Raw genomic sequence first — 17,764 nt, forward strand, 5'->3', positions numbered from 1 at the left:
TTTGGCAGGCAGGCGGACAAGCGCAGGCGCGCCGCGCTGCCAGGGGCGTTCAGTGGCGGAAGGTAGTCAGGGAGTCAGGCAAGCAAGCTGCCCACGCTCGGTGCTAACGCGGCAAGCCGGCGGCACCCAGGGGTTTGTAAAACGGCCGGCTGATCACGACCGGCTGCACATCCAGTCGCAGGCGCAGCACGGTGTAGTCCTCGCCGCCCATCGCGGCGCTGAACCAACCCCGGCTGCCCTCGCCTTTGTAGAGCCGGAACTCGAAGCCCAGATCGGGCTGCGGCTCGGTGCTGGTGCTGCGCCCATCGAATGCCACGCCCAGCACTTCAGGGAAAGGGCTGTCCAGCAACTGCCCCATGGCATTGACGATGGTGCTGTCGCCCAGGATGTCGAGGTAGAAGGCTTGCTTGTTGAAAAAAGGTTTGAAGTCTTTGGCGGCTGGGTCAATGGCGTGGCCGGCCAGCTTCTTGGCCGAAGGTGTGGTCTGGCCGGTTTTGACGTTATGTCGGTCGCCACGATCCAAATAGCTGAGCTGGGCATTGCGGATATTGAAGGCGGCCAGCGTCTTGTCCTGGCTGGCCTGGCTGAGGTCAACCAGCAGCACCCCCTTGCCGCCCAGCACTTCCAAGTCATCACCGCGCAGCAGTGCGGCGCTGTTTTCTTCCACGCCCAGGCCGAGCTGATAGCCCTCGGCCTGCATCAGGGGCAGCAAGCGGCCAATACGGCCACGCTTGAGGAAGTGCTGATCGATGAAGAGCTTGGGGCCGACAAAGCCCAGGCCGCGATCGATCTCCTTGCCACGACGCATCTGGCCTTTGAGCACCTGCAACGCGTCCTGGGCATCGCGAAACATCGTCGTGCTCATGATGGCAGCACCCGCGCTGGTGCCGGCGATCAAACCACCGCGCTGATACACCGACCAGATCGTCTGCAGCATGGGCGTCACTTGGCCGCCGGGCTGAAAGGTATCGACGATCAACTCTTGCGCACCACCTGAGAAGAACACACCCTGCGCCGCGCCCACTTTGGCGATCAAGGCCGGGTCATTGAGCCGCGCTTGCAGGTCAGTGCCGGCCAGGCGGGGCGCCACCGGGATGTGTTCGGCACGCGCGCCCTGGGCGTTCAAGGCCTCAATGATCTGGCCGGCGCTGCGCTCGGGGTTGGCGGCAGCGGTGGCAAAGACCGCGATGCGTGCGCCCGGGCCACCGGCCTCGTCGACGATGCGCTTCCAGACCTCGGCGTTATCAAATTTGAGTGCGCCGCCAATGATGACCAGGGCTCCGGTGCCCGCTGGCCTTTCAGGACTTGGTGTTGCTGCAGCAGCAGCTGCAGGCGCGGCAGCAAGAGAAGGCAGCGCCAGCATGGTGGAAGCAAGCAGGGCAAGCGCCAACGCAGCGCGCCGCCCAGGGCGTTTTGGCAGGAAGTTTTTTGAGCGAACAAGGTCTGGCATGGCGAAGGCGTCTTGAAACTTTTGGGATGACGCAGTCTGTCAGCGTCGCGGCGCGCTCGCTAGCGGGTATCGCCTCAAAACGGTGCGAAATGGACCCGCGGCGTAAATGCATGTCGCATCGCTGCAAGCCCTGTTGCGCCTGTTCATCGCTGGTTTACATGCAAGCGACGCGCAATTGCACGCAAGCGACCGAGCCACCAAAACCCCATAGGCAAGTCATCAGCGGCGCTTCTAGAGTGACTGCAAGGCCCAAGCGCCTGGCCCTGATTTCGATCAGCAAGCACGCGCCAAGCCTTTGCTCAATGAATGCCAAGAGGCAGCCCCAGCTGCATCACGTTCTACCCACTCGTCCCACCTCCTCAGCCCAAGAAGGCCCAACCATGACACCCAAAAGCACGCCGCGCCACACCAGTTCGGCCCGCCTATTCAAGATGAAAAGTCTGGCCCAGGCGGCCACGCTCTTGCTGATCGGTGCGCAGGCACTGCAAGCGCAAGCCCAGACGCAAGAAGCCAAGCTCGAACGCGTCGAGGTCACAGGCTCCAGCATCAAGCGCCTGGAAGGTGAGAGCGCCTTGCCGGTGCAAACCATCAAGCGCAGCGATATCGACAAGACCGGTGCCACCACGGCCGCCGAGATCATGAAGAGCATCAGCGCCAACGCCGCGGCACTGACCGATGGTGCCTCGATCACCGACAACACCGGCGGCCAGCGCGGCATGAACGGCGCCAATTTGCGCGGCCTGGGCGTGTCCAGCACCTTGGTCTTGCTCAATGGCCGGCGCATGGCCAACTTCGCTTCGCCTGGCGACAACGCGGGCGTTGACCTGAACAATATCCCGGCCGGCGCCATCGAGCGGGTCGAGGTCTTGAAGGACGGCGCCTCGGCCATTTACGGCACCGACGCCATCGGCGGCGTGATCAACTTCATCACCCGCAAGGACTACCGCGGCGCCGACGTCAACGTCTACGCCGCCCGCACCCAAGAAGGCGGCGCCGAGAAGACCGCAGCCTCGGTGGGCGGCGGCTTCGGCGATCTGGAGCAGGACCGCTTCAATATCTTTGGCGTGCTGGACATTCAAAAGCTCGGCAGCCTGCGTTCCAGCGAACGCGACTTTCTGAAAGACCGCCCGCTGGCCACCACCCTGCCCTTCTATATGTCCAGCCGCACCTTCCCAGGCAATATCCGCCTGGCCTCGAAGGCAGCGGCGCGCAAGGTGCAACTCGATGCACTGGCCGCCGCCGGCATGAACTTCAACGGCACGCCCTATAACCAGCGCACCATCAATCTATACGCGCCGGCCTGCAACCCACCAGCCACCGTTTACGCCAAAGACAACCTCTCCCAGGCCTGCAGCTTTGACTATATGCAGGACACCGAGCTCTACCCCGAGTCGGACAAGAAGTCCTTCCTCGGCCGCGGCGTGTTTCAGCTCAACAAGGACACCCAGCTCTTCGCTGAAATTGTGAAGAGCCAGACCCAGACTCGCTATGTGGCGAGCCCGAACCCGATCGAAATCACCGCCGTGCCCACAGCGGCCATCAACCCCTTCCTGCCCAAGCCCCTGCCTTTTGGCGGCACGGTTGATGTGCGCCAGCGCGTCACCGAAGGCGGCAATCGAACCAACGAGGTCAGCAGCGACGCCGACCGACTCGTCGCTGGCGTCAGCGGCACGCTGGGCGGCTGGGACTATGACGTGGCCGTCAACCATGCGGTCAACCGCACGGCGGATTCGCTGCGCGACGGCTACTTCCTCTACGACAAGTTCGTGGACGGCGTGCGCACCGGCAAGATCAATCCCTTCGGCGCCTCGCCTCAAGCCGGCAAGGACTTGTTGGCCAGCATTGCCGTGCAAGACGAAGCCCGCAAATCCAAGGGCAGCACCACCACCATCGACGCCAAGTTCAGCGGTGTGTTGGCCCAGCTGGCCGGTGGCGACCTGGGTGCCGCCTTCGGCGCAGAGTTCCGTCGCGAAGAGACCGAGTTCACGCCCTCCGCACTGCTGCTCACCAACAATATCCAAGGCGACCGCAGTTCACGCGGCGACGCCCCGCCGGCCAGCAGCAATAGCCGCAAGGTCGCGGCCGTGTTCGGCGAATTGAATGCCCCGTTGAGCAAGGAGCTGGAGCTGCAACTGGCCGCCCGCTACGACAAGTACAGCGGCGTCGGCGACACCTTCAACCCCAAGCTGGGCGTGCGCTGGCAGCCCAGCAAGGCAGTGATGCTGCGCGGCTCTGCGGGCACGGGCTTCCGCGCGCCTTCGATCAACGAGCTGACCCGCCCGACCTCGTTTGGCTCCAGCTCCGCCTTCCTGACCGACCCCGGCTGCGTGGCCCAGGGCTTCGCGGTGGCGGACTGTACCGATCAATGGCGCGTCGAGCGCCGCAGCAATGCCAATCTGAAGCCCGAGAAGTCCAAGCAGTTCTCCTTCGGCCTGGCGTTTGAGCCGATCAACGAGCTCAGCGCCAGCGTCGACTACTGGAACATCCGCAAGACCGATGTGATCAGCGACTTGTCTGAGCAAGTCATCCTCGGCAATCTCGGTCGCTACGAGAAAGACTATGTCAAACGCGACCAGTTCGGCGAGTTGATCGACACCATTCTGCTGAAGAAGGAGAACCAGGGTGAGCTGCGCACTTCGGGTATTGATCTGGATCTGCTCTACCGCATCAAGACTCAATCGAAGGGCCGCTTCACCGCCAGCCTGACGGGCACTTATGTCTTGAACTACGAACGCCAGTTCGGCGCGGGTGAGCCCTTCCAGAACAACGCCGGTCAGTTCCTCAGCGACCAGGTGATTCAGAAATGGCGCCACCGTCTGGCGCTGGATTGGGACATTGGCAACTGGGGCCTGACCGTGGGCAATACCTATCTGTCGGGCTACCGCGACCACAACACCGCCTTCAACCCCTACACCGACCAATTGCTGGAAGCGCGCAGCGTCAGCAGCTACTCCTTGTGGGATATGTCGGGCTCATGGCGCGTGACCAAGGACATGAAGCTGCGCGCCGGCGTGCAGAACCTTCTCAATACCCAGCCGCCCTTCTCCAACCAGGGCTACTACTTCCTGGCCACCTACGACCCGACCTATACCGACCCGCGCGGCCGTACCTTCTACGCCAGCTTGAACTACTCGTTCCGCTGATCGAGAGGGTTTAAGCAAAACGGGGAGTTGGCGCCGCAGCGCCAACTCCCCGAATTTTTTGTCGAAGCTGAATCAGGAACCGTCGCCGCGCTCCACCGCGCTGGCCGCCGGCACCACGGTGCGCGCGCCCGAGCCCTGCCAGGGCGCGTAAATCGGCTGCGGCATGCGCACCGGCGTCACGTCCAGATAAAGGTTGACGACGGTGTACTCCTCGCCGCCCATCTCATCGGTGCTCCAGCCATAGCTGCCGCGGCCTTTGTAGAGGCGGAACAAAAAGCCCAGATCGGCCACCTGATCGCCCGGCTTGGGCAAGGCATCAAAGCTCAGGCCACGCACCTCGTTGCGGTTGCTGTCGATCAGATAGCTCATCGCATTGGAGATGGTGGAGTCGCCCAACATATCGATGTGGAACAACTCCTCGGTGTAGTAGGGCTTGAAGTCGGCGGCCAGCGGGTCGAGTTTGTCGCCGCGCAATTTGAGCGCCGAGGGCATGGTCACGCGGGTCTTCAAATTGAACTTGTCGCCGTGGTCGAGATAGCTCAGGCGCGCATTGGTGACGTTGAAGGCGCCCAGGGTCGGGTCGGTCTTGACCTCGCTGAGGTCCACCAGCAATGCCCCCTTGCCGCCAATCACCTCGACCTCGTCGCCGTGAACCACGGCGGCGGTGTTCTCATCCACGCCCAGGCCCAGCTTGTAGCCCTTGGCCATCATCAGCGGAATCATGCGGCCGAAGCGGCCGCGCTTCAAAAAGTGCTGGTCCACAAACAGATCGGGCCCGACAAAGCCCAGGCCGCGGTCGATCTGCTTACCTTCGACCCACTTGCCTTTCATGATGTTGATGACGCTGGGCGCGTCGCGGAACATCACCGCGCTCATGATGGCGGCACCCGCCGAGGTGCCGGCCACCACGCCGCCACGTCGATAGACATCCCAGATCGCTTCCAGCATGGGCGTGGCGTTGCCGCCGGGGGCCAGCACATCAACGATGCGCTCTTGCGCGCCGCCGGTGAAGAACACGCCGCGCGAGTTCTTGATCTTGGCAATCAGCGCCGGGTCGCGCACCACCTTGTTGAGGTCCACCCAGCTGAATTTGGGCGCCACCGGCAAAGCCTCGGCCACTGCACCACGCCGCTGCAGCAATTCAATGGCTTGCTTGGCGCTGGCCTCGGGGTCCTCAGACGCGGTGCTGAACACCACAAAGCGTGCGCCCTTGCCGCCGGCCAGGCTGACGATGCGGCCCCAGACCTCTTCGTTGTCGGACTTCAGCGCGCCGCCGATGGCGATGGCATAGCCCTTGATCAACAAATCCCCCGCCGCTGCGGACGAGCCCGGTGGCAAAGCCCCCAAGGGCGCGGGCGTCGTGGCGCTGCTCGAGGGCGTGGCTGTGGCCGGCGCGGGCTTGGTGGCAGAAGAGCCCGCGCCGCGAATCACCGTCCAGACGCCGGTCTTGGGATTGGTAGGCGTCTGCACCGGGCCGCCGGACGCACTGGGGCCCGTGCCCAGCACCGTGTCGGCAGCCTGCAGGGCGCCGGCACCGCACAAGGACAACAAAACAAGGCCGGCACCCAGCCAGCGGGAGCCGGTGGATGCGAATGGAGAAACGATCTTCATGGGACGCAGACGCTGTGGCAACTTGCTTCGAAAAATGGGATGGGGCTGATGCCGCACTAGGCTGACCCTATCGGACAGCAAGCGCTGATCAACAGGGACGCTGCATGGTAGCCCAGGCCCGAGAGGCAGGCGCTGGTCTGCTCCCCCTAGTTCCAAGTCGAGAACTGAGCCGCAAAGTTGTGTGCACGCGACTGTGTGTGGTTGACCCCACTGGCCGCAAGCGCGCGGGCTTCCTAGACTGGGCCAAACACCTCTAGCAGCCAAGGGAAGCCATGAAAAACAAACGCCGCCAAGAACTTGAGACCGGTGCTTGCCGCAAGCGCCCTCTTTTGCGCAGCACGCTACAAGCCGCCCTGCTCGCCATCATCAGCCTGCCGGCCGCCGCCCAAGAAAGCGCGGACGCCAAGAAGCTGGAGCGGGTGGAGATCACCGGCTCGGCCATCAAACGCATCGATTCCGAAGGCTCTTTGCCGGTGCAGGTGATCACCCGCGCCGACATGGTCAAGGCCGGCATCACCACCGCCGCCGAACTGGTGGCCACACTCAGCGCCGGCAGCAATGCGCTGACTGACGGCGTTAGCATGGCTTTCGGTGGCTACAAAGATCAGCAAGGCCTCAATTCGGCCAATCTGCGCGGCCTGGGTACCTCCTCCACCCTGGTGCTGCTCAATGGCCGGCGCATGGCCAATTTCGCCTCGCCGGGTGACGACTCCGGCGTGGACCTCAACAGCATCCCGGCCGCGGCCATCCAGCGTGTGGAAGTGCTGCTGGACGGCGCCTCGGCCATCTACGGTGCCGACGCGATTGGCGGCGTCGTCAACTTCATCACCCGCAAAGACTACCAAGGCTTTGAAGCCGAGGTCTATGCCGGCACCAGCCAAGAAGGCGGCGCGGGCAAGCGCACCGTTTCGCTGTCCGGTGGCTTTGGCGACATTGCGCGTGACCGTTTCAATGTCTTTGGCGTGCTGGATGTGCAGCACACCGACGCGCTCTCCACCTCGCAGCGCAAATTCATCAACGATTTGAAGATCCCGGAGCGGCTACCCCATTTGCTGTCCTCGTACGGCTTCCCCGGCAATATCCGTATCAGCAGAGACCAGCGAGACTACCTGGAAAGTCAGAACTTCCAGATCAACGGCACGCCGATCAGCAGCCGCACCATCAACCTGAGCGCGCCCAAGTGCCAGCCACCGCACACGCTTTACCTGCCCGACGGCGTCGGTGGCACCGATGGCTGCACTTTCGACTACATGCGCGATGTGGAGCTTTACCCCAAGACCGACAAGGCCGATTTCCTTGGCCGCGCCGTGCTGCAGCTAGGCGACAAGCACCAGCTATTTGCCGAAGTCTCGCTGACCCAAGCCAAGAGCTTCTACACCGGCACCTCCAACCGCATTGCCGCTGAATTGGATGTCGCAATGATTCCCGCCCTGGCCGCCACCGGCCTCGGCGACGCCCTGCCGGATGACCGCAGCATCACCGTGCGAACCCGTTTGCTCGATGCCGGCCGCCGCACCAGCGAGGTCACCAGCACCGGCAAGCGCTTTGTGCTGGGCCTGACCGGCAATGTGGCCGGTTGGGACTACGACATGGCCTACAACCACAGCGTCAACAAGGTGGCGGAGCGCGATGTGGCCGGCTACCTGCTGTACGACAAGACCATGGCCGCTTTTGCCGACGGCACCATCAACCCCTTCGGCGCCCAATCCGCCGCTGGCCTCAAATTTCTGCAGAACAATCAGCTGAACCAGGAAGTTCGCAATGCCAGCGGCACCATGGATGCCTTTGATATCAAGGGCAGCGGCGTGGTGGGCAAGACGGCCGGAGGCGACATCGCCATGGCCGTGGGCGCGGAGTTCCGGCGCGAGGCCAGCAAGTCGGCCGCGTCCGATCTGCTGATTTCCGACAACATCGTCGGCGACCCTTCGCCAGGGGATTCGCAATTCACCGATCACTCGCGCAAGGTCTGGGCGGTGTATGCCGAGCTGATCGTGCCCCTGAGCAAGCAGCTTGAGTTGCAAGCCGCCGTGCGCCACGACCACTACGACGTGGTGGGCGGCACCACCAACCCCAAGCTGAGCCTGCGCTACACGCCGATGAAGGAAGTGGTGCTGCGCGCCTCGGCCGGCACGGGCTTCCGCGCCCCCTCGTTGAACGATATGTACCGCCCCACCAAGGTGAGCGAAACCTCGGTACTGCCCGACCCGGTCTGCATGGCCGAGAACGCCAATGACCTGGCTTTTTGCGCTGACAACTGGACGACCCGTACCTATTCCAACCCGAAGCTGAAGCCCGAGAAGTCCAAGCAGTTCTCCTTCGGCGTGGTGGTCGAGCCGCATCCGCTGATCGGCCTGGGTCTGGATTACTGGAACATCGAGAAAAGCGATTTGATCAGCACCATCGGTGACGATGTCATCCTGGCCAATCTCGATAAATACGGCAGCCTGGTGCACCGCCTCAATATGGACGAAGGCCTCAAGGGCTGCGACTATGACGCCAGCGATTCGACCATTTGCTTCATCGAATTGCGCAAAGAAAACCGCGGCAAACAGCGCGCCTCCGGCCTGGACTTCACGGTGGATGTGCGCTCGCACGCCACGTCTTTGGGCAAGTTCGGCGCCAAGCTGGTGGGCTCTTTGACGCTCAAGTCTGAGCGGCAAACCGGCGTTGGCGATGGCTTCATCAGCAATCTGGGCCAGTTCGTCACCGACGGTGTGGTGCAGCGCTGGAAGCACCGCCTGAGCGTGGACTGGGCCCATGGCCCGTGGAGCATGACGCTGAGCAATAACTACTCCAGCGGCTACACCGACCAGAACTCCGCCATCGACACCAACTCGGGCACGGTGGTCGGCGCCAACAAGGTCAAGGCTTACTCTTTGTGGGATCTGTCGGCGGCCTGGGATGTCAGCAAGGCCATCACCCTGCGCGCCGGTGTGAAAAACCTGTTCGACACGGCCCCGCCCTATTCCAACCAGGCCTACTTCTTCATCTCCGGCTACGACCCCAGCTACACCGACCCGCGTGGGCGCTTTGGTTACTTGAGCGCGAAGTACAGCTTCTGAGTATTCGGCGTCTGAGCTGAGCGGCGAAGCCGCTTTGCAAGCCTGGCGCGGCAGCGACGCCGCTGCGCCAGGTTTGATACCTTCAGGACGAAGGGTTTATTTGCTGCTCGGTGTGCCCGGGCCGGCGCTCTTGTTGAGCAGGTCTTGCGCGGCATCCTTGTCCAGCACCTTGACGTTCATGGCCTTGCCATCACGCTTGGGCAGATTGGAGCCGGTTTGCGGGCCTGCAGCATAGCTGGGCTCGGCCGTGTCGGCCGGCGGCAGCTCGGCGCACGCCGCCAGTGCCAGCACCAACAGGCCAAGGGCGGAGCGTTGCAAAACACGAGGGCCAGCGGCCGTGGAAACGCGCAAGGTCATGAAAGGTTCTCCGGGGTAGTGGAAGCCGGCCATGCTAGGCGCCGCCCCTGCGGCTTGCAAGGCTGAATTACCCGGCGCGTGTCCCCAAACCCCGGCTCCGCCGTGGCGCCGATGAATCGGCGCGGGCCACTCAATCCGGGCTCAGCCCTAACTCCCCAGCCATGCGGTGCACCAGCGCCTTGAGTTGAACTAACTCCGCATTCATGCGCTGCTGCTCGGCGCGCAAGAACGCCATTTCTTCGTCACGCGCGACATGCGCTGACCCGGCTTGGCTAGGCTCAGGCTGGCTGACCTCGCCGCAGAGCAAATGCGCCCAGCGGGGCTCTCGGGCACCCGGCGCGCGCGCCAGCTTGATGGCCAGAGGCGGCGTGCGCTCGGCCAACTCGTCCAGAAAACCTTCCACCGAAGACACATCGGCAAAGCGATGCAGGCGTTCGGTGTTCTGGCGCAACTCGGCCGCGGTTTGCGGGCCGCGCAACATCAGCAAGGTCAGCAAGGCCAGGGCCGCGCCGGGCACCGCCAGGCCGCGCGCGCCGTTGTGCTCGAAGCGCACCACGCGGTTGCCGCTTACGGAACTGACCAAGTGCATGGACTTGAGTTCTTCCAGCGCCTCCAGCACATCGGCCTCGCTGGCGGCCATCACCGGATCGCGCGCGGTTTTCTGGTTGCAACCCAAGGTCAGGGCATTGAGGGACAGCGGGTAGCTGTCAGGTACGGTGGATTCCTTTTCCACCAACACGGCCAGGACGCGCGCCTCCAGCGCGCTCAAAGTACGAAGCGTCATGCTTTCTTTCTTCTCAAACACCAAATCCGTCATCGGCCTGAATCACAGCGCCGTTGATGAAGTGGCTCTCATTGGCGCACAACATCAACAAGCTGGTGTCCAGATCACGCGGCTGCCCCACTCGCTTGCGGGGCAGCAGCTCCATCAGCTTCTTGCCTTGCTCGGTGCCCCAATGGTGGTGATTGATCTCGGTATCGATATAGCCTGGGCAGATGGCATTGACGTTGATGCCGTACTTACCCCACTCCAAGGCCATGGCGCGGGTCATGTGAATGACGGCGGCCTTGCTCATCGAATACACGCCAATCTGGCTCAACACCCGCAGCCCCGCCATCGAGGCGATATTGACGATGCGCCCACCAATAAAGGTGCCCGGCGCCGAGCCACGCGCCCGGCCCAACATGCGCTTGCCCACCTCTTGCGCAACGAAGAAGGCGCCGCGCACATTGGTGTCCATCACAAAATCGTAATCGTCCGGCCCCACATCCAGCAGCGGCTGGGTGCGGCTGACGCCGGAGTTATTGATCAGGATGTCGAGCGTACCCACCTCGGTCTCGGCATGCGCCACCGCCGACTTGATGCTGTCCAGATCGGTCACATCCAGATGCACCACATGGGCATCCCCGCCCGCGCCTTCGATCTCACTGCGCAGGGTTTTAAGCCGCTCGGTGCGGCGGCCAGCCAACACCACACAGGCACCGGCCTGCGCCAAGGTCTTGGCGAACTGCGCGCCCAAGCCGCTGGAGGCGCCGGTGATCAAAGCCACCCGGCCTGACAAGTCAATGCTGTAGCTCATGGGGGAAACCTCAGAAAAGTTCTGCCTTGACGATAGCATGCCCGCCTTCGTCAGCCCCCACATTCTGGTCAAAAACCAGGCTCACACGCCCATGCCTCAAGCGCCCCAAATGCGAGCGCCCGAACGGAAATTTAGTACCTTTGCCGGCCGCATCCGGGCAGCCGCCGCAGCGCAGCCGAATCAGGGGCGCGGTTCGCGCGTGATGATGGCCAGCGGGATCAGGATGGGCGCCAGCACCGCAAAGTAGACCAGCAAGATGCCGTCGCTGCCGACGGTCAGCGGCGTGGCCAAGCTGTCGGCCATGGCGCTGCCACGGCTTTGGTCGACGCTGATCTCCACCGTGTAGCTCTTGTTGAGCGGCTCCAGCTGGCGCCCTTCGCGGAAAGCGCCTTGCAAAAAGCGTTGGCCCTTCAACTCGCCGTCCAACCGCCATGGCCCGCCGTCCGCCGAGGCGGTGAAACCAAGCCCCCGCGCCGCCTGCGCTTGCTGCTCGTCCAGGGGCTTGACCAGGCTGAGTTGGTAGCGGCCGCTGATGCCGTTTTCCGCATCCACATGAAGCTGGGAAATCTCCCCGTCCATGCTTTGATGCAAAGGCGAAGCCAGGCTCGCCACCAATTGCGCCGGCGCATCCAACACATAGTGGTAGCTGCGGCCAATGAAAACGATGTGCTTGCCATCACGCGAGATCAGCAAGGCCTTGACCGTCTCGGTATAGGGCTTGATGGGTGCTTTCAAGCTGGAGCTCTCGGCACAGCCGCCCAGTGTGGCCAAACCGCTCAAAGCCAAGGGAGTGGCGCCGGCCAGGCGAAGGAATTGACGGCGAGGCAGCAAGAGTTGGGTCATGGCAAGCGCATAAGTCCTGAGCGGTGGGGTGCGCGCAGGCTAGCAGCATGTGCGCCTAGCGGACCACCTTGGCGGCGATTCTAGAGTTGCGCTTCCAAAAACCGACGCTCGATCAAACCGCCCGTCCAGCGGCTCAATCTCGCACCCCATTGCCCCGCCACAACGCTGGCTTAGGTCAGACTGCCTACAAAATCGAACGACCGTGCTTTTTATGCCAGAGGCTGGCTAGAATCGCTGCCAATTCGACGCTTACTTTTTCAGGACCTTCAGCAATGACCCCACAGGACATCCTCGCCCAATACGGCCCGCGTGAATCTATGGACTATGACGTGGTCGTGGTGGGCGGCGGCCCCGGCGGCCTGGCCACCGCCATCCGGCTCAAACAACTGGCGGCTGCCAAGGGCAGCGAGCTGTCCGTCGTGGTGCTGGAAAAAGGCTCCGAGCCTGGCGCCCACATCCTCTCTGGCGCGGTGATGGATCCGCGCGCGCTGACCGAGCTGCTGCCCAATTGGCAAGAGCTGGGCGCGCCACTGAACCAGCCCGTCACTGAAGACGAAGTGCTGTTCCTCAGCGAAACCGGCGCCCAGCAAACCCCGCAGTGGCTGATTCCCGGCTGCTTCCACAATCACGGCAATTTCGTCATTTCGCTGGGCGCCGTGACCAAGTGGCTGGGCGAGCAAGCCGAGAGCCTGGGCGTGGAAATCTTCCCTGGTTTCACCGCCGCCGAAGTGGTTTACGGTGAAGACGGCGCCGTGCGCGGCGTGGCCACCGGCAATCTGGGCGTGGGCAAGGACGGCGAGCCGACCGAGAACTTCCAACTGGGCATGGAGCTGCTGGGCAAATACACCATCTTCGCCGAAGGCGCGCGCGGCCATCTGGGCAAGCAGCTGATCGCCAAGTACGCGCTCGACGCCGGCAAGGATCCGCAGAGTTATGCCCTGGGTATCAAGGAGCTGTGGGAAGTGCCCGCCGACCAAGCCCAGCCTGGCCTAGTCGTGCACACCGCCGGCTGGCCAATGAATGCCGACACCTACGGCGGCGGCTTCCTCTACCACCTGGAAGGCAATAAGGTCACGCTGGGCTATGTGGTCGGCCTCGACTACAAAAACCCCTGGCTCTCGCCTTTCGAGGAAATGCAGCGCTGGAAGACTCACCCCAGCATCCGCAAGCACATCGAAGGCGGCAAGCGCATCAGCTACGGCGCACGCGCCATCACGGCCGGCGGCTTGCTGAGCCTGCCCAAGACCGTGTTCCCGGGTGGTGCACTCGTGGGCTGCGACGCCGGCTATCTGAACGCCTCGCGCATCAAGGGCAGCCACGCCGCGATCAAGAGCGGCATGCTGGCCGCTGAAGCCGCGTTCGAGGCGGTGACGGCGGGCCGTCAATACGACGAACTCAGCGCCTACCCGGCCGCGTTTGAGCAGAGCTGGTTGCACACCGAGCTGGATCAGGCGCGCAACTTCAAGCAATGGTTCAAGAAGGGCAACCGGGTCGGCACTTTGATGACCGGCATCGAGCAGTGGCTGCTGCCCAAGCTGGGCATCAAGAGCCCACCGTGGACCATCCACCGCCCGCAAGCCGATCATCTCTACCTGCGCCCCGCAGCCGAGATGCCCAAAATCGACTATCCCAAGCCGGATGGCAAGCTGACGTTCGATCGCCTCTCTTCGGTCTTCGTCTCGAACACCAACCACGAAGAGAACCAGCCTGCCCACCTGACGCTGAAAGACGCCTCGGTTCCGGTGGCGATCAATCTGGCCAAGTACGCCGGCCCCGAGAGCCGCTACTGCCCCGCCGGTGTGTACGAGTTCGTGAAATCTGAAGCCGGTGAAGACCGCCTGCAAATCAATGCGCAGAACTGCGTGCATTGCAAGACTTGCGACATCAAGGACCCGACGCAGAACATCGTTTGGGTCACACCCGAAGGCGGCGGCGGGCCGAACTACGCGGGCATGTAAAAAGCCTGCGCGTGGCGCGCCGATTCAAAGCGCGCTGCGCTTCGTGGCGCCACGGCGCCACCACTTGATTCGTAGTCTGCGCGGCCACCTCCAAGCCAAGCCTTGTTCGCCAAGGCTGGCCGGTGGAAGGGGCCGCCGCACTGCGGCCGGCTGTACAGCCCCGCGCTTAACGCAGCATCCCAGCCAGCCGCGCCTTCACCTGCGGCCATTCGCTGCGGATGATGGAAAAGTAGACCGTGTCGCGCACGCGCCCGTCCGGGCAGATCACATGGCTGCGGAACACGCCCTCTTGCGTGGCACCAATGCGCGCGATCGCGGCGCGTGACTTGGCGTTGAGGAAGTCCGTCTTCAGCTCCACCCGCAAGGCATCCAAGACCTCGAAGGCATGGGTCAGCAGCAAGGTCTTGGCCTCGGTGTTGGCGCCGCTGCGCTGATGTGAGGGGGCCACCCAGGTCCAGCCGATTTCCAAGCGCCGGTCCTTGGCCGAAATGCTGCCAAAGCGGGTGCTGCCGATGATGGCCTGGCTCTGCACATCCTGAATCACAAAAGGCAAGGCCGTGCCTTTGGCCTGCTCTTGCAAGGCCAGCTCCACATACTGCTGCATATCAGCGCGGTCACGCATCAAGGTCGGCACCCAGGTCCATAGCGCCGGCACCAGGCCGACTTCGGCCAGGGCATCCACATGCTCCAGGCTCATCGGCAGCAAGCGCACATGGCACCCCTCCAGGATGCAGGCCTGCAACTGCAAGTGCCGCACATGGGTCATGGTCAGGGCCGCAACGGCGGTGGCGGCTTGGGTTTGCTCGGTGGCGCTCATCATCAAATACTCATCATCTCGTTAGGTTGATCAAAGCAACAGGTCAAAGGGCCTGATCACAGGGACAGACGCTGCATCCAGTCGGCCACCGCCGAAGCCTGCTTCTGCACCCAGGCCCAATGGTTGCTCGGCAATCAGCTGCCGAATCTGCGAGGCATCGCTCCAATCGAAATGCGCGGGGGTATACATGGCCGGAACATCTTGAGGGTATTGGAGCCGCCAAGCATAAGGCGCCGAACATACGGATTCCTTGAAGCGCCCCCAAATTTCATGAACACCCGGGCAAATGCGGTGATCTAACGCCCATAGTCCACGCTATGCTCAATGCTCAACCGGTCCCCCAGCAACAGGCTTGCTTGCGGGCGAACCGCCTCCGTCCCGAATGGACGGCACAAGCAGAGGCAGCGGTTTCATGGTCGATCACTACCGCATGAACAGGCTCATCAGGCAGCCAGGCGTTGACCGCCAGGATGGGGCCTTTCGCAGGCCCGGCAGCCCTGCGTCGGCCGCCGCACCATCAGCGCTCAACCGCGCTGCACCATGAGGTTCAACAAACCCAGCTGGGGCGCCTATTTGGTGGTTTGCATCGTCTTGATGGTATGCACCACCGCCTTCTTCCTGCTGCGTGAGCAGGCGCAGATTTGGAGCAGCGCCACGCAGAACAGTCGTGATGCCGCAATCAGCCTGCAGACATCCATGAGCAGCCTGCTGGCCCAATCGGTTGCCAGCATCGAAGGCATTCAACACCATCTGCAAGACGAAGAAAACACGTCCGGCAACGAGGCCATTCGCATCACCCGCAGTGCGATGCGGTTTGACCCGCTCTCCACCTACCTGGGATTCAGGGACCGGATCAGCGGCCGCTACTTCGTGATGGACCGAGATGGGCATCTGGTCAACACGGCCGCGGGCCGCTATCTGGCCACGCAATGGACCAGCCCGAACTCCGACCAGGTCGAGATCCTGCCGCTGGTGCAAATGCCGGGTGACTCGACCTGGTACATGCCTTTGTTACTGAAGATTCAGGGGCGAGAGGTCGAGTCAGACCTGACCTTTGCGCTGGTTTCGGTCAACCGCCTGGTGGCCGGCACCTCACACCTGAAAACCATGCCCGGCAGCTTTCTGGTGATCATCAACACCAATGGCCGGCGCCTGCTAAGACTCAAGAAACTGGATGAGCCCCAGGACATCAATGGCCCACCGGTGGCTCAAGACATCGTCGACTTGATCAAAAAGCACAAGCAAGGCAATTTTGAACGCGTCAGTGCCCTTGACGGTGTGCGCTCGATCTTTGGCTACTCAGTCTCTGACAGCCTCCCCTTCCAAGTCGCCATCGGCGTGCCCGTGAAGCTGCTGTATGCGCGCTGGGCCACGCAGTCGCTGGCGCCCTTGATCGTGCTATTGGTTTCTGTCAGCTTGATTGCCTGGCTGGGCTCGCGCCTGAAAGCAGCCTTCCGGCAACTGCAAGCCACCACCACAGAGCAGGCATATGCCGCCAGGCACGACAAGCTAACCGGCCTGCTCAGCCGCGAGGCCTTCATCCACGACGTCAACCAACAGATGGCCGCGGCCGCTGCGCAGGACGAGGCGCCCGCCGAGCCCGCCACGGTGATGCTGCTGAACCTGAATCGCTTCAAGGACATCAATGACACCTTGGGCCACGAGGCAGGTGACAGCCTCTTGGTTGAAGTGGGCCGCCGCTTGACCGACTCCTTGGCCGGCCACCAGGCCTTGATCGCGCGCTTGGGAGGCGACGAGTTCGCGGTCTATATGGCGGAGTCAACAGCCAGCAATTGGCTATCGCAAGCCCCTCACTCGGGCTACGCCCAGGTGTCCAGACGCTTGCAAGTACATCGCAGCGAGTTGGAGTTCTCAGCCAGCATTGGCTATGCGAATTGGCCCCAAGATGCGGCCAGCACCGATGAGCTGCTGCGCTGCGCCGATGTGGCGATGAATCACGCCAAGCTCAACCTCAAGCCCATGAGCCCCTACCTGGCCGCCTTCGACAGCTTCTCGCCCGATATGCTGGAGCTGCGGGCCGACTTCATCAAGGCCTTGCGCAGTGAGGGACTGAGTCTGGACTACCAGGCCAAAGTCAGGCTCAGCGATGGCGCTTTGATTGGCGTCGAGGCACTGGCACGCTGGGTCCACCCAAGCAAGGGCAACATACCGCCGCTGACCTTCATCCCGCTGGCCGAAAACTCAGAGCTGATTCACGACTTCACTCATTTCGTTTTGGAAGCCGCCCTGCTCCAGGCCAAGGCCTGGGAACAGGCCGGCCATCCGCTGCCGGTGGCGGTCAATTTGAGTGTCAACAACTTGCTCGACCATCGTTTTGTTGAGCGCCTGGATGCGCTGCTCAAGCGCATCGACTTATCACCCAGCTTGCTAGAGATTGAGGTCACCGAGAGCGCCGTGATGCGCCACCCTGAGCTCACGCTCAAAACCCTGCACGCTATTCGGCACATGGGCCTGCGCCTCTCCATTGACGACTTCGGCACCGGCTATGCCTCGCTGGCCTATCTGAAGCAGCTACCTGTTCACTGCTTGAAGATCGACCGCGCCTTCATAGACAACCTGGACGGCGACGACGCCAACCGGCGCATCGTCAAGAGCTCTATCCAGCTCGCCCACGAGTTCAATCTCGATGTGGTGGCCGAAGGCGTTGAAGACGCCGCCGCCGCCGCCCTGCTGCGCGACTATGGCTGCGAATATGCCCAAGGCTACTTTTTCGCGCGACCCGTGAGTGCCTCGGCGCTGGCTGAGCGCTGGTGGGCCACCAAGGCTTAAGCGCTACCGCGGTCTGAGCCTAAGCCCCACGCTGCAACCGAAAGAGCGATCCGGAATAACGAAACAATCGCGCGGATCCACAAGCTCAGGCATCGCCAGTCAGCCGATCAAATTGCGCGCCGCAAGATTGGGCGCCCACAACGCAAAAACCCC

General features: G+C 62.8%; 11 protein-coding genes. 4 read left to right on the top strand and 7 right to left on the bottom strand.

The window, feature by feature from the left end; genetic code table 11:
• Window positions 1–103 precede the first annotated feature (103 nt).
• Complete coding sequence (locus AT984_RS11205) at window positions 104–1,363, bottom strand: cyanophycinase (protein WP_197418305.1); 1,260 nt, start codon at window positions 1,361–1,363, stop codon at window positions 104–106.
• Between the two features lie 467 nt (window positions 1,364–1,830).
• Between AT984_RS11205 and AT984_RS11210 the strand changes: the two genes are divergently transcribed.
• Window positions 1,831–4,593, top strand: coding sequence for a TonB-dependent receptor (locus tag AT984_RS11210; RefSeq protein WP_197418306.1), 2,763 nt, complete (start codon window positions 1,831–1,833; stop codon window positions 4,591–4,593).
• Window positions 4,594–4,665: 72 nt separating this feature from the next.
• Here the strand turns inward: AT984_RS11210 and AT984_RS11215 are convergent, their stop codons facing one another.
• Complete coding sequence (locus AT984_RS11215; RefSeq protein ID WP_058720168.1) at window positions 4,666–6,204, bottom strand: cyanophycinase; 1,539 nt, start codon at window positions 6,202–6,204, stop codon at window positions 4,666–4,668.
• A 272-nt stretch (window positions 6,205–6,476) separates the two neighbouring features.
• Between AT984_RS11215 and AT984_RS11220 the strand changes: the two genes are divergently transcribed.
• Window positions 6,477–9,266, top strand: coding sequence for a TonB-dependent receptor (locus AT984_RS11220; RefSeq protein ID WP_058720169.1), 2,790 nt, complete (start codon window positions 6,477–6,479; stop codon window positions 9,264–9,266).
• A 96-nt stretch (window positions 9,267–9,362) separates the two neighbouring features.
• On the opposite strand, the gene AT984_RS11225 is transcribed toward AT984_RS11220, so the two are convergent.
• The 4 genes from AT984_RS11225 to AT984_RS11240 all read right to left on the bottom strand — a co-directional run bounded on the left by AT984_RS11225 (window position 9,363) and on the right by AT984_RS11240 (window position 12,046).
• The gene (locus tag AT984_RS11225) at window positions 9,363–9,623 is read right to left on the bottom strand and encodes a hypothetical protein (RefSeq protein WP_156421993.1); all 261 of its coding nucleotides are present in this window, start codon (window positions 9,621–9,623) and stop codon (window positions 9,363–9,365) included.
• 130 nt (window positions 9,624–9,753) lie between these two features.
• Window positions 9,754–10,407 (bottom strand): YceH family protein, encoded by a 654-nt coding sequence (locus AT984_RS11230; protein ID WP_058722257.1) that lies wholly within the window; start codon window positions 10,405–10,407, stop codon window positions 9,754–9,756.
• Between the two features lie 13 nt (window positions 10,408–10,420).
• Window positions 10,421–11,203 (bottom strand): SDR family oxidoreductase, encoded by a 783-nt coding sequence (locus AT984_RS11235; protein WP_058720171.1) that lies wholly within the window; start codon window positions 11,201–11,203, stop codon window positions 10,421–10,423.
• 180 nt (window positions 11,204–11,383) lie between these two features.
• On the bottom strand, window positions 11,384–12,046 hold the full coding sequence (locus AT984_RS11240; protein WP_058720172.1) for a hypothetical protein: 663 nt from the start codon (window positions 12,044–12,046) through the stop codon (window positions 11,384–11,386).
• Window positions 12,047–12,318: 272 nt separating this feature from the next.
• Between AT984_RS11240 and AT984_RS11245 the strand changes: the two genes are divergently transcribed.
• Window positions 12,319–14,004: an electron transfer flavoprotein-ubiquinone oxidoreductase gene (locus tag AT984_RS11245; RefSeq protein ID WP_058720173.1), complete on the top strand. Its 1,686-nt coding sequence runs from the start codon at window positions 12,319–12,321 to the stop codon at window positions 14,002–14,004.
• A 166-nt stretch (window positions 14,005–14,170) separates the two neighbouring features.
• Here AT984_RS11245 and AT984_RS11250 read toward each other — a convergent pair whose 3' ends face one another.
• On the bottom strand, window positions 14,171–14,824 hold the full coding sequence (locus AT984_RS11250; RefSeq protein WP_231741400.1) for a GNAT family N-acetyltransferase: 654 nt from the start codon (window positions 14,822–14,824) through the stop codon (window positions 14,171–14,173).
• 537 nt (window positions 14,825–15,361) lie between these two features.
• Here AT984_RS11250 and AT984_RS11255 point away from each other — a divergent pair.
• The gene (locus AT984_RS11255; RefSeq protein ID WP_058720174.1) at window positions 15,362–17,611 is read left to right on the top strand and encodes a putative bifunctional diguanylate cyclase/phosphodiesterase; all 2,250 of its coding nucleotides are present in this window, start codon (window positions 15,362–15,364) and stop codon (window positions 17,609–17,611) included.
• Window positions 17,612–17,764: the final 153 nt, after the last annotated feature.

The organism is Paucibacter sp. KCTC 42545 (assembly GCF_001477625.1).
Lineage (GTDB): Bacteria > Pseudomonadota > Gammaproteobacteria > Burkholderiales > Burkholderiaceae_C > Paucibacter_A.

Excerpts from the sequence above, each read along its gene's own strand:
- AT984_RS11205 (WP_197418305.1), bottom strand. The coding sequence starts at position 1,363 with ATGCTGGCGCTGCCTTCTCTTGCTGCCGCGCCTGCAGCTGCTGCTGCA.
- AT984_RS11210 (WP_197418306.1), top strand. The coding sequence starts at position 1,831 with ATGACACCCAAAAGCACGCCGCGCCACACCAGTTCGGCCCGCCTATTC.
- AT984_RS11215 (WP_058720168.1), bottom strand. The coding sequence starts at position 6,204 with ATGAAGATCGTTTCTCCATTCGCATCCACCGGCTCCCGCTGGCTGGGT.
- AT984_RS11220 (WP_058720169.1), top strand. The coding sequence starts at position 6,477 with ATGAAAAACAAACGCCGCCAAGAACTTGAGACCGGTGCTTGCCGCAAG.
- AT984_RS11225 (WP_156421993.1), bottom strand. The coding sequence starts at position 9,623 with ATGACCTTGCGCGTTTCCACGGCCGCTGGCCCTCGTGTTTTGCAACGC.
- AT984_RS11230 (WP_058722257.1), bottom strand. The coding sequence starts at position 10,407 with ATGACGCTTCGTACTTTGAGCGCGCTGGAGGCGCGCGTCCTGGCCGTG.
- AT984_RS11235 (WP_058720171.1), bottom strand. The coding sequence starts at position 11,203 with ATGAGCTACAGCATTGACTTGTCAGGCCGGGTGGCTTTGATCACCGGC.
- AT984_RS11240 (WP_058720172.1), bottom strand. The coding sequence starts at position 12,046 with ATGACCCAACTCTTGCTGCCTCGCCGTCAATTCCTTCGCCTGGCCGGC.
- AT984_RS11245 (WP_058720173.1), top strand. The coding sequence starts at position 12,319 with ATGACCCCACAGGACATCCTCGCCCAATACGGCCCGCGTGAATCTATG.
- AT984_RS11250 (WP_231741400.1), bottom strand. The coding sequence starts at position 14,824 with ATGATGAGCGCCACCGAGCAAACCCAAGCCGCCACCGCCGTTGCGGCC.
- AT984_RS11255 (WP_058720174.1), top strand. The coding sequence starts at position 15,362 with ATGAGGTTCAACAAACCCAGCTGGGGCGCCTATTTGGTGGTTTGCATC.